The following is an 11532-nucleotide window of genomic DNA, read 5'->3' as shown; positions in this document are numbered from 1 at the left end:
GTGCGCGGGCGGCGACTGCAGCGCGTTGCGAACACGCACCCCCCACCCGGACTCACACCCTCGTCCTCCCCCAGCCACCGGGCCCCCGCCGGGCCCGGCCCGGGAACCGCATCGAACGGAGCGCAGATGCCTCTCATGTCGGCCTGGACGACGCGCGGCGACGGGCGGCTCGATGCGGCGCGTGTACCGACGCCGGAGCCGGGCGCCGGCGAGCTGCTCGTCGAGGTGCTCGCGTGCGGGGTCTGCCGGACCGACCTGCACGTCATCGACGGCGAGCTCGAGCGCCACGCCTCACCGGTCGTGCCGGGCCATCAGGTGGTCGGTCGCGTCACGGCCGTCGGACCCGGGGTGGCGCGAACGCGCGTCGGCGACCTCGTGGGCATCGCCTGGCTGCGCTCGACGTGCGGCGCGTGCCCGTGGTGCCGGTCGGGCCGTGAGAACCTCTGCCCCGACGCGCGGTTCACCGGGTGGGACGCCGACGGCGGCTACGCCGACGTCGCGGTCGTCGCGGAGGCGTTCGCCTACCCGCTCCCGGCCGACACCGACCCCGTCGCCGTGGCGCCGCTGCTCTGCGCGGGCATCATCGGCTATCGGGCACTGAGCCGCGCGAACCTGCCTGCCGGCGGGCGACTCGGCCTCTACGGCTTCGGGTCGAGTGCGCACCTCACGGCACTGCTCGCGATGGCGCAGGGCGCGTCGGTGTCGGCGATGACCCGCGGCGAGGGCAATCGAGCCCTCGCCCGGCAGCTGGGCGCCGACTTCGTGGGCGACGAGCACGGCGTGCCCCCCGTCGAGCACGACGCCGCGATCGTGTTCGCGCCGGCCGGCGAGCTCGTGCCGCTCGCCCTCGCGTCGACGGTGCAGGGCGGCACGGTGGTGCTCGCCGGCATCCACATGAGCGACATCCCCGCGATGACCTACGACGCGCACCTGTTCCGCGAGCGCGACCTGCGCACGGTGACGGCCAACACCCGCGCCGACGGCGACGCCTTCCTGCGGCTGGCGCGCGCACTCTCGATCTCGCCCGAGGTCACGCGGTACCCGTTCGAGCGGGCCGACGAGGCGGTCGACGCGCTGCGCTCGGGTGCGGCATCCGGATCGCTGGTGCTCACGCGCGAGGGGTGAGGGGCGGCGCCTGAGTCGTCGAACCGCGACCGCGCTCTCGCCGGCTCCCCGGATGTCCGGCTCCTCGGCCTCTGACGTCCTGATCTCACGTCCTCCCCCCGAACCCCGACCAGATCGCCCGTTCGATACGCCCCGCCCTGCCCGCATTGCCCAACCGCATTCCCCAGCCCCGGCCCCGGCCCGCTCCACTTGTCCTCCACAGGAGCACGTGGAGGCTGCGTTCACACAGGGTATTCCCTGGTCAGAAGCCGTTTTTCGACGCGCGAATGTCAGTGGGTGGGTGCAGACTCGGAGCATGGAAGAGACCCTCCGCCAGCTCGAGCGAGACGTCGCGGCACTTCGCACGGCGTGGGCCGCTGCAATGCCGGCGTTCGGAGCGATCGCCGGTTCGACGCAAGCCGAGGTCGAGCAGATGGGCGACGCCGGCCTCATGCGTGTCACCGACGTGCTCGTTCGGGTGCGGCGCGATACCGATGCCCTTCTGGCCCGCGTGGCAGCAGAGGTGGCGAAGCGCTCGGGCCCCGAGCTCGGCGAGGCAAGCCTCGCGAAGTCGCATGGCTTCCAGAACCCGGTCCGGCTCCTCGCCGCGGCAACCGGCGGCTCCCGGAGCGAGGCCGCGAAGCTCCTCGCAGTGGGTGCCGCCACCGCGGAGCGCCGCACCTTCGGCGGCGAGGCGCTGCCGTCGCGACATCCGCACGTCGCAGCAGCGCTCGCCTCTGCCGACATCTGCCTCGAGGCCGCATCCGCGATCACCTCGATGCTCGACCGCGTGGCGATGCGGGCCGACGCAGAACTGGCCGACCTGACGGAGGCGGCGCTTGTCGGGCTCGCCGCGCAGGTTTCGCTCGACCTCCTCCTACGAGGGGTCCGCGAGGCCGAGGCGCGACTCGATCACGACGGGGTCGAGCCCCGTGAAGAGGCTCTCCGGCAGGATCGCTCGCTCACGATGCGCGAAGACGGCAGCGGCATGCTGCACCTGCACGCTCGCCTCGACCCCGAGAGCGCCGCACCCGTGAAGGCAGCGGTGGAGGCACTCGTGAGCGATGCGCTGCGTCGCCGCGAGGGCACATCGGGTGACGGCGGGCCCGTGATCGTCGACACCCGATCGATTCCGCAGATCCAGGCCGATGCGCTCGCAGCGCTCGCCCGTCACTCGCTCGGCTGCAGCGAGTCTCCCGCGCCGCTCGCGAAGACCACCGTCGTGGTGCGCATGAGCCTCGAGGCGCTCGTCGACGGTCTCGGCCACGCCCGCATCGACGGCATCGACCAGCCGATCTCGGCGGCGACGGCGCGACGAATGGCGGCCGACGCCGAGCTCATCCCGGCGGTCTTCGGCGGCGGCAGCCTTCCGCTCGACCTCGGACGCGCCGCACGACTCTTCACGCGGGCGCAACGACTGGCGCTCGCCGAGCGCGACGGCGGCTGTTCGTCGTGCGGTCAGAACATCGGCTACGTCGAGGCCCACCACATCGACTGGTGGGAGCGCGACGCCGGCCCGACCGACCTCGCGAACGGAGTGATGCTCTGCAGCTTCTGCCACCACACGGTGCATCGCGAGGGCTGGCAGATCCGGATCGCGCAGGGGAAGGTGTGGTTCATCCCGCCTCCGCATATCGATCCGGAGCGTGTGCCGAAGCTCGGGGGCCGCGCGCGCTTCGAGCTGGGTTCCGTGGGCGTGGCAGCGTGAGCGGATGCCGCCGGGGCAGTCGCCCACGTCGGTGTGCGATCCGCTGCGCGGGTAGGAGGTATGCGCTGAGCGCCCGGCTGGGGCTGGGTGCACGTGCGGGGCCGGTGCAGGTGCGGGTGGCCGCAAGTGCGGGTGCTGGTCGATGCAGGTAACGGTCTGCAGACAGGGGGAGAGGTGGGTGCGGGTAGCAGTCGGCGGGTAGCGGTCGGTGCTTGGCGGGTAGCGTGGCAGGGTGCGGATCACGGTGCTCGCGGGCGGAGTCGGAGGGGCGCGCTTCGTGCGCGGCGTTCGCGAGGAGTGTGCGCGGCGTTGGCCGGCCACGGGCAGTGGACCGACCGACGGCGGGAGCGGCGGCGACACGCACACAGCCGGCATCGCCAGCACCGGCATCGGCAGCACCGGCACCAACGGCCCCGCGACATCCGCCGACATCACCGTCGTCGTCAACACGGGCGACGACCTCTGGCTCGCGGGCGTGCGGCTCATGCCCGACTTCGACTCGTTGCTCTACTCGCTCGCGGGCGTCAACGACACCGAGCGCGGATGGGGACGCGCCGGCGAGAGCGAGCGGGTGTCCGCCGAGCTGCGCGAGTGGGGCGTCGGCTGGCCGTGGTTCACCCTCGGAGACCTCGACCTCGGCACGCACCTCGCCCGCACCTCGTGGCTGCGCGACGGCCTGCGGCCCAGCGACGTCGCCGAGCGCCTGCAACGGCGCTGGCCGCTCGGCGTGCGGCTCATCCCCGCGACCGACACCGAGGTCGACACCTGGGTTCAGGTCGACCCCGCCGACCCCGCGGTCGACGGCCGCGCCGAACTGCACTTCCAGGAGTGGTGGACGCGCTTCCGCGCCGGCATCACCGCCCGCGCGTTCTCGCAGCGCAATCTCGCCGACGCCCGTCCCGCACCGGGGGTCGCCGAGGCGATCGCCGACGCCGACGTGGTGCTGTTCGCCCCGTCGAACCCGGTCGTGTCGATCGGCACCATCCTGGGCGTGCCCGGCATCCGCGAGGCACTCGCGACGACCCGGGCGCCGATCGTCGGCGTCTCCCCCATCATCGGCGGCTCGGTCGTGCGGGGCATGGCCGACGCCTGCCTCCACACGATCGGCGTCGAGACGGATGCCGCGGCCGTCGGCCTGCACTACGGCTCCCGTCGTCCAGCGCAGGGCGCAGCAGGCGGGGGCCTGCTCGACGGCTGGCTCGTCGACGAGACGGATGCCGCGGCGCTGCCCTCGCTCGAGGAGGCCGGACTGCACGCGACATCCGTGCCGCTGTGGATGCGCGACCTCGATACCTCCGCCGCCCTCGCCGGCGCGGCGATCGACCTCGCGGCGCGCATCCGCGACGAGCGCTAGCGGTCACGTCGGCAGGTTGGTTAAGATTGCGCTGACCGCCGGTCTGTCTTGACCGGTCGTGACGGCCCGGGATTGGGCTGCGTGTCACCGATGCGATCGGTTGCCCCTCACGCCTGCCTCCCGGAGAATCCATGCCCACGTCATCGTCCCCCCGCTCACGCCGCCGCGCCGTCCGCCGCGCACCCGCGATGCGCACTGCATCCCTGCTCGCCGGGGTCGCCGTCACCGTCCTGCTCGCCGGGTGCGCGCAGACCGCCACGGCCGGAGCCGGCACCGACGCCGCCGATGCGACCGCGGGCGCCGCGGCATCCGCGTACCCCCTGACCATCGACAACTGCGGCACCGAGGTGACCTTCGACCGCGCGCCCGAACGCGTCGTGACCATCAAGTCGTCGACCCTCGAGCTGCTGCTCGCGCTCGGCCTCGGCGACCGCGTCGTGGGCACCGCCTTCAGCGACGGACCCGTGCCCGACGCGTACGCCGACGCGGCCGACGGCCTCGAGGTGCTGAGCGACAAGGTGCCGTCGCAGGAGGTCACGCTCGCCGCCGAGCCCGACCTCGTGTTCGCGGGCTGGGAGTCGAACCTCACGGCCGAGGGCGCCGGCGACCGCGCCACCCTCGACAAGCTCGGCGTGGACACCTACGTCGCGCCCGCCGCGTGCAAGGAGGAGGGCTACATGCCCGACCCCCTGACCTTCGACGAGGTGTTCGGCGAGTTCGAGCAGGCCGGTGCGATCTTCGACGTTCCGGATGCCGCGGCCGCCCTCGTCGCGAAGCAGCGCGCCGCCCTCGATGCGATCGAGCCGAACGACGATGGCCTCACCGCGCTCTGGTACTCCTCGGGCGACGACCAGCCGTTCGTGGGCGCCGGCATCGGCGCACCGCAGATGATCATGGATGCCGCGGGGCTCGAGAACGTCGTCGCCGATGTGCACGACACCTGGACGTCGCTCTCGTGGGAGGCCGTCGTCGAGGCGAACCCCGACGTTATCGTGCTCGTCGACGCGCCGTGGAACACCGCCGACGCGAAGATCGCCGCGCTCGAGGCGAACGCCGCGACCGCAGCGCTGCCCGCGGTGCAGCAGCACCGGTACGTGATCGTCGACTTCCCGTCGACCGAGGCCGGCGTGCGCAACGTCGACGCCGTCGCCTCGATCGTGGAGCAGTTGCAGGCGCTCTGATGACGGGCATCGCGGGTCGAGGGGCGGCACCGGAAGCCGCCGGTCGAGTGGCGCCGGAGCCGCCCGTCGCCGGTCGAGTGGCGCCGGAGCCGCCCGTCGCCGGTCGAGGAGCGGCGGAGCCGCGTATCGAGACCGACGGCGCGGCGTCTCGGGGTCTCGACACGCGCGCGGGGCGCCCTCCTCGACCCGCACAGGGCGGCGCGGGGAATCCTCCTCGGCCCGCGCCGGGGCCGCGCCGCACGGCGACCGCGGTCACCGCGGGCGTGCTGCTCGCGGTGCTGCTCGCGGCATCCGTCGTCGTGGCCGTGACGATCGGGCCGGCCGGACTCGCCCCCGCCGACGTGTTCGCGAGCGTGCTCGCGCACCTCGGACTCGGCGAGCCGACCCTCTCGCCGCTGCGCGACGGCATCGTGTGGGAGTTGCGGATGCCGCGCGTGCTCACCGCCGCCGCCGTCGGCGCGGGACTCGCGATCTGCGGCGTCGTCATGCAGGCGCTCACACGCAACCCGCTCGCCGACCCGTACCTGCTCGGACTCTCGTCGGGCGCATCGGTCGGGGCGGTGCTCGTGCTCGTGCTCGGCATCGCCGTGGCGCTGCCGCTCGCGGCGTTCGCGGGCGCGCTCGCGGCACTCGCCGTGACGTTCGGCCTGGCCCGAGCCGCTGGCGGCCTGAGCCCCACGACGACGGTGCTCGCCGGTCTTGCGGTCTCGGCGGTGTTCGGCGCGGTCACGAGCCTCGTGATCTTCTGGAGCGCCACGAACGACAGCTACCGGGAGATCCTCAACTGGTTGCTCGGGTCGCTCTCGGGCGCCGACTGGGCGTCGGCCGCACTCGCGGGCGGCGCGCTCCTCGTCGTCGGCGTGCCGCTCATCGCGACGGGGCGCACGCTCGATGCCTTCGCGTTCGGTGACGCCGCGGCATCCGCCCTGGGCGTGCACGTCACGCGCACCCGCACGCTGCTGCTCATCGCCACAGCGCTCCTCACGGGCGCGCTCGTCGCCGTGAGTGGCGCCATCGGGTTCGTCGGTCTCATCCTGCCGCACGCGGTGCGTCTGGTCGTCGGCACGCGGCACCGGGCGCTGCTGCCGCTCTCGGCGCTCGCGGGCGCGCTCTTCCTCGTGTGGGTCGACACGGGAGCGCGCACGCTGTTCGACCCGCGGGAGCTGCCGGTCGGCATCCTCACGGCGCTCGTCGGCGGCCCGGTGTTCGCGGCGCTCATGCTCCGGAACCGGAGGCTGTCGTGAGCGGCGAGGTCCGCGTGCGTGCCGGCGGCGTCGGCGCCACGGGTTCCGGCGGCGGCGTCGCCACGGATTCCGGCGGCTTCGGCACGGCCCGGAGCGATGACCCGACCGGTTCCGGCGCGCTCGGGGGGCTGCGCGGCTCGCGCGTGCGCTTCAGCCGCGCATCGCGCCTCATCGTCGACGACGTCGACATCACCGTGCCGCGCGGGGCCGTCGGTGCGCTCCTCGGCCCGAACGGAGCGGGCAAGAGCACGCTGCTGCACCTCGTCGCAGGTGTCGAGCGAGCGGATGCCGGTGCGCTCGCGCTCGGCGACGACGACCTCGCCGCGCTGCGCCGTCGCGACCGTGCGCGGCGCATCGCCCTCGCCGAGCAGGAAGTGCACGGCGCGCAGGGACTCCGCGTCGACGACGTGGTCGCCCTCGGACGCATCCCCCACCAGTCGGCGTGGGCGTCCGCGAGCGCTCACGACCGCGCGGTCGTGGCGCGCAGCCTCGTGGCGGCGGGAGCGGCGGAGTTCGCCGACCGCCCCTACGATGAGCTCTCGGGCGGCGAGCGCCAGCGCGTGAACCTCGCCCGCGCACTTGCGCAGGAGCCCGAACTGCTGCTGCTCGACGAGCCGACGAACCACCTCGACATCCACGCGCAGCTCACGATGCTCGCGCTCCTGCGCCGGCTCGCCGACGACGGCATCACGGTGCTCGCGGCCCTGCACGACCTGTCGCTCGCCGCGGGCTACGCCGACCACGTGGTGGTGCTCGCCGCGGGCCGGGTGGTCGCCGCCGGCGCGCCGGGGGAGGTGCTCACGACGGAGCTCATCCGCGAGGTGTGGGGCGTCGAGGCATCCGTGCTCGAGCACCCCAGGAGCGGGCGCCCGCTCATCGCGTTCTCCGAGGTGACCGCGGACGCCGCTCCCCCCGCCCCAGCACCGGTCGAGTAGGCCGCAGGCCGTATCGAGACCACCCAGGATCTCGATACGCGCTACGCGCTTCTCGATCGACGAGGGCCGCCGGTCGAGTAGGCCGCAGGCCGTATCGAGACCACCCTCCCCAGCCCCGTTCGACCGGGCGTAGCGTTGACCGCATGAGTGAGCCGAACGAGCCGAACGAGCCGAGCGGGCCGGGCGCCGAACGACAGGCCCTCCTCGAGTGGATCGCCGACGAGTTCCTGCACAACTCGCGCGTCGGCCGGCGGCTCGTCGCCGTCGAGGGCGCCTCCCCGGAGCACGCGGCGCGCTTCGCCGACGACTTCGCCGCGGTGCTCGCCGAGCGGGGCCAATCCGTCACGCGCGTCTCGACCGGCGACGTCGACGAGGCCACGCTGCGCCGGGACACCGTCGAGCCCTTCCGCGCGGGCACGCTCGCGGGTGCCGAGCGGGCAGACACCGTGCTGGTCGTCGACGGCCTCCGCCTGCTCAACGACGCGGTACGTGGCATCTGGCACTTCTCGGTGTGGACGCTCGCGGGCGACGAACTGCCGCACATCGGCGTGAACGTCAACGTCGACGTCACCGACGAGTCGGCGCCCACCCGGTTCTTCTACGACTACTGCAAGCTGCCGCCGAACTTCGGTGAACGGCGCGCATCGGATGCCACGACGAGCTGACCGTGCCGCCGTGCGCCGCGATACTGGGTGGGTGCACGTCGACCCTGCCACCATCCGCCCTGAGCGACCCAGCGACGCCGTGGCCGTGCGCGCGCTGCACCTCGCGGCGTTCGGCGAGCACGGCCACGTGGTCAACGCGATCGTCGACGACCTGCGGCCCACGATTCCCGAGCGCGGCGGCTCCGCGTTCGTCGCCGAGGCCGGCGGCGAGGTCGTGGGCCATGTGCTGGTGAGCTCGAGCCTGCTCGACACGGCCGAGCGCCTCATCGACGCGCCCGTCCTGAGTCCGCTCGCCGTGGCACCGGCTCGGCAGGGCGCCGGCCTCGGCGGCGCGCTCGTGCGCCGAGCGCTGGAGGCGGCCGAGGCGGCGGGCGCCCCGTTCGTCGTGCTCGAGGGCGACCCCGGCTACTACGCACGGCTCGGGTTCCGGCCGGCGGGTGAAGTCGGGTTCCGGCGGCCGTCGCTGCGGATCCCCGAGGCCGCGTTCCAGGTGTTCCTCCTCCCCGCCTACGAGCCGTGGATGACCGGGACCCTCGTCTACGCGTGGCCGTTCTGGGCGCACGACGCGGTGGGGCTGCGCGAGTGAGCCCGACAGACGCCGTCCCCGGGCGGGTGCGCTGGGCGGTCGAGGTGCTCGATCCCCGTCGCGGCGAGCGCGTGCTCGACATCGGGTCGGGCACGGGGGTGTCGGTCGAGCTCGTGCTCGCGGCACTCGGCGGTGCGGATGCCGCATCCGCGCCCCGCCCCGCCGTGGTCGCGATCGACCGCTCCGCCACGGCGGTGGCGCGCATCCGTGCGCGCGCGGCATCCGCCGTCCACCGTGGCGTCGTGGACGTGCGCGCGTCGAGCCTCGCCGCGCTGGACCCCGACCTGGGTCCGTTCGACGCCGCGCTCAGCGTGAACGTGAACGTCTTCTGGACGACGGATGCCACGCCGGAACTCGCCGCGCTCGCGCGGGTGCTCCGGGCCGGTGGCCGCATGCTGCTCGCCTACGGGATCGGCCCCGTGCCGCTCGCCGATGCGGGACACCTCGACGGGGTCGCTGCCGCGATCGCCACGACGCCCTGGTTCGAGGTGCGGACGCGGCTCGCGTCGGAGCACGGATCCGCCGTGCTGGCCACGCGCACCACCGCGCCCGCGCCGGCACGCTGAGCCGCGGCATCCGCTCGCCCCACCGCGCCCCCTGCTCCTACACGGCGAACACAGGTCGCAGAAGATGTCGCTTCAGCGTGGGAAACGGGCCGTAGCTGCGACCTGTCGTGACCGGCGATTCAGGACAGCACGTCCTTCGTGGTGAAGCGCAGGGCAGCGAGCGCGCCGAAGACGACGATGTAGGCGAACTGCAGCAGCGCGTTGGCGCCGAACGAATCCCACAGCGGCGGCGAGCGCAGCAGGTCGGCGAAGTCGAGCCAGCGGTCGGTGAAGAGCCACGGATGCAGCCACTCCAGCTGGGGCAGCGCGCCCGCGATCTGGGCCGCGACCGCGATGATCGCCGTGGCCGCCATGGCCCCGACCGGAACCGTGGTCATCGTCGAGAGGAAGAGCCCGATCGCCGACAGGCCGAGCATCGACACCGTCACGTACGCGCCGATCGCGAGGAACCGCAGCAGGCCCTCGCCGACGGTGAGCTGCCCGCCAGACAGCGTCGTCACGGGGCCGATCGGGAACAGCGCCCAGCCGATGAGCGAGCCGACGACCACCACGGTGAGCGCCGCGGCAGCGCAGAACACGGCCGCGACGACGTACTTCACGACGAGCAGGCGGATGCGTCCCGCCGGGGCCACGAGCAGGTAGCGCAGCGTGCCCAGGCTGGCCTCGCCGGCGATCGAGTCGCCCGCGACGACGCCGATCGTGAGGGGGAGGAAGAGCGGCGTCGCGACGACGAGCGCCGTCATGCCCACGAACAGCCCGTTGCCGGTGATCTGGTCGAGGAACGCAGGCCCGCGGCCCGCGGAGGCGCCGCCCGACACCCGGATCGCGATCGCGATGAGGATCGGGATGAGCGCGAGCGCGCCGAGCATCGCCCACGTGCGCCAGCGGCGGAACAGCGTGACGACCTCGGAGCCGAGGAGGGACAGCGTGCCGCCGCCGCCGCCCGCCGCCGGTCGGGGAGGCAGCGCAGCCCCCGCCGGTCGAGTAGGCAGCGCAGCAGCCGTATCGAGACCCGCACCGTCCGAGCTCCCGGGTCTCGATACGCCTCCTTCGTCGGCTACTCGACCGGCGGAAGGTCTCGATACGCCTCCTTCGTCGGCTACTCGACCGGCGGGAGGTCCCGACGCGCCGTCGACTACTCGACCGGCGGCCGGGTCGGGCTCAGGCGACGACATCGAACCCCTCCCCCGTGAGCTCGACGAAGCGCTGCTCGAGGCTCGTGCGACGCACCGCGAATCCGCGCACGCGCACGCCGTCGCGCACGAGTGCCGCGACGATCGCGTCGGGTGCGGGCGAGTCCCCGGACAGGCGAGCGGTGACGAGCGCCGCGTCATCCGCCCCCGCCCCCTGCGCGGGTCGAGGAGCCGACGCAAGAAGCGTCTCGAGACCCGCCGTGCCGGCAACCCCATCGACGACGAGCCCCAGCCGCACGAGCACCGCCCGCGCCGCCCCCGGGTCGGCCGTCAGCACCTCCACGCGCTCCTCGCCCGTGCTGCGGAACTCCTCGAGCGTGCCCTGCGTCACGAGCCGCCCGGCGCTCATGACCCCCACGTGCGTGCAGAGCTGCTCGACCTCGGCGAGCAGGTGGCTCGACACGAACACGGTCGTGCCGTCGGCCGCGAGCGAGCGCACGAGGGCGCGCACCTCGCGCGTGCCCTGCGGGTCGAGTCCGTTCGTGGGCTCATCGAGCACGAGGAGCTCCCGGGGCATGAGTAGCGCGTTCGCGAGTCCGAGGCGCTGCTTCATGCCGAGCGAGTAGGCGTGCGCCTTCTTGCGGGCCGCGTGCGAGAGCCCCACGCGGTCGAGCGCCGCGGCGACCCGGGCGTCGCGGGTACGGCTCGGCGCGTGCCGGTCGGCGGCGTCGAAGCGGCGCAGGTTCTGCTCCCCCGAGAGGTAGGGCGAGAACGCCGGCCCCTCCACGAGCGCGCCGACCCGCGGCAGCACCGCGTCGAGGCGGCGCGGCATCTCGTCGCCGAGCACGCGCGCCGATCCGGCGGTCGCGCCGACGAGGCCGAGCAGCATCCGGATCGTCGTGGTCTTGCCCGAGCCGTTCGGCCCGAGGAATCCGTACACCGCGCCCCGGGGCACGGCGAGGTCGATGCCGTCGACGGCGACCTGCGTGCGGAAGCGCTTGGTGAGCCCGTGCGTCTCGATCGCGAGGTCGGCCGAGTCGACGGCGGCGCTCACCG

General features: G+C 73.8%; 11 protein-coding genes. 9 read left to right on the top strand and 2 right to left on the bottom strand.

Features of this window, described 5'->3' with window-relative positions; all coding sequences use genetic code 11:
- Nucleotides 1-126: 126 nt before the first annotated feature.
- The 9 genes from EDM22_RS04645 to EDM22_RS04605 all read left to right on the top strand — a co-directional run bounded on the left by EDM22_RS04645 (nt 127) and on the right by EDM22_RS04605 (nt 9343).
- Nucleotides 127-1125 (top strand): zinc-dependent alcohol dehydrogenase family protein, encoded by a 999-nt coding sequence (locus tag EDM22_RS04645; RefSeq protein ID WP_342768497.1) that lies wholly within the window; start codon nt 127-129, stop codon nt 1123-1125.
- 295 nt (nt 1126-1420) lie between these two features.
- Nucleotides 1421-2812 carry an HNH endonuclease signature motif containing protein gene (locus tag EDM22_RS04640; RefSeq protein ID WP_170964017.1) on the top strand — a complete coding sequence of 464 codons (1392 nt, stop codon included), beginning with the start codon at nt 1421-1423 and terminating at the stop codon, nt 2810-2812.
- Between the two features lie 232 nt (nt 2813-3044).
- Nucleotides 3045-4166 carry a 2-phospho-L-lactate transferase gene (gene cofD, locus EDM22_RS04635; protein WP_122935890.1) on the top strand — a complete coding sequence of 374 codons (1122 nt, stop codon included), beginning with the start codon at nt 3045-3047 and terminating at the stop codon, nt 4164-4166.
- A gap of 188 nt (nt 4167-4354) precedes the next feature.
- Complete coding sequence (locus EDM22_RS04630) at nt 4355-5347, top strand: putative F420-0 ABC transporter substrate-binding protein (RefSeq protein ID WP_245989195.1); 993 nt, start codon at nt 4355-4357, stop codon at nt 5345-5347.
- Entirely contained in the window at nt 5347-6591 is a 1245-nt protein-coding gene (locus tag EDM22_RS04625; protein WP_122935888.1) for a putative F420-0 ABC transporter permease subunit, read from the top strand. Before EDM22_RS04630 ends, EDM22_RS04625 begins: the two co-directional genes overlap by 1 nt.
- Nucleotides 6588-7526 (top strand): ATP-binding cassette domain-containing protein, encoded by a 939-nt coding sequence (locus EDM22_RS04620; protein ID WP_245989193.1) that lies wholly within the window; start codon nt 6588-6590, stop codon nt 7524-7526. Before EDM22_RS04625 ends, EDM22_RS04620 begins: the two co-directional genes overlap by 4 nt.
- Nucleotides 7527-7669: 143 nt before the next feature.
- Nucleotides 7670-8191 carry a hypothetical protein gene (locus EDM22_RS04615; RefSeq protein WP_122935887.1) on the top strand — a complete coding sequence of 174 codons (522 nt, stop codon included), beginning with the start codon at nt 7670-7672 and terminating at the stop codon, nt 8189-8191.
- A 31-nt stretch (nt 8192-8222) separates the two neighbouring features.
- The gene (locus EDM22_RS04610) at nt 8223-8777 is read left to right on the top strand and encodes a GNAT family N-acetyltransferase (protein WP_245989192.1); all 555 of its coding nucleotides are present in this window, start codon (nt 8223-8225) and stop codon (nt 8775-8777) included.
- Nucleotides 8774-9343: a class I SAM-dependent methyltransferase gene (locus EDM22_RS04605; RefSeq protein ID WP_170964016.1), complete on the top strand. Its 570-nt coding sequence runs from the start codon at nt 8774-8776 to the stop codon at nt 9341-9343. Before EDM22_RS04610 ends, EDM22_RS04605 begins: the two co-directional genes overlap by 4 nt.
- Before the next feature lie 119 nt (nt 9344-9462).
- Here EDM22_RS04605 and EDM22_RS04600 read toward each other — a convergent pair whose 3' ends face one another.
- Both EDM22_RS04600 and EDM22_RS04595 read right to left on the bottom strand, forming a co-directional pair.
- Nucleotides 9463-10518, bottom strand: coding sequence for an ABC transporter permease (locus tag EDM22_RS04600; protein WP_122935884.1), 1056 nt, complete (start codon nt 10516-10518; stop codon nt 9463-9465).
- Nucleotides 10505-11530, bottom strand: coding sequence for an ABC transporter ATP-binding protein (locus EDM22_RS04595; protein ID WP_122935883.1), 1026 nt, complete (start codon nt 11528-11530; stop codon nt 10505-10507). Before EDM22_RS04595 ends, EDM22_RS04600 begins: the two co-directional genes overlap by 14 nt.
- Between the last annotated feature and the right edge of the window lie 2 nt (nt 11531-11532).

The organism is Agromyces tardus (assembly GCF_003710805.1).
GTDB classification, from domain to species: Bacteria; Actinomycetota; Actinomycetes; order Actinomycetales; family Microbacteriaceae; genus Agromyces; species Agromyces tardus.
Note: the sequence above shows the minus strand (reverse complement) of the source record. Positions and strands in the feature narration are given on the sequence as shown.

Coding starts and splice junctions, on each gene's coding strand:
- EDM22_RS04645 (WP_342768497.1), top strand. CDS start 127: ATGCCTCTCATGTCGGCCTGGACGACGCGCGGCGACGGGCGGCTCGAT.
- EDM22_RS04640 (WP_170964017.1), top strand. CDS start 1,421: ATGGAAGAGACCCTCCGCCAGCTCGAGCGAGACGTCGCGGCACTTCGC.
- EDM22_RS04630 (WP_245989195.1), top strand. CDS start 4,355: ATGCGCACTGCATCCCTGCTCGCCGGGGTCGCCGTCACCGTCCTGCTC.
- EDM22_RS04625 (WP_122935888.1), top strand. CDS start 5,347: ATGACGGGCATCGCGGGTCGAGGGGCGGCACCGGAAGCCGCCGGTCGA.
- EDM22_RS04615 (WP_122935887.1), top strand. CDS start 7,670: ATGAGTGAGCCGAACGAGCCGAACGAGCCGAGCGGGCCGGGCGCCGAA.
- EDM22_RS04600 (WP_122935884.1), bottom strand. CDS start 10,518: ATGTCGTCGCCTGAGCCCGACCCGGCCGCCGGTCGAGTAGTCGACGGC.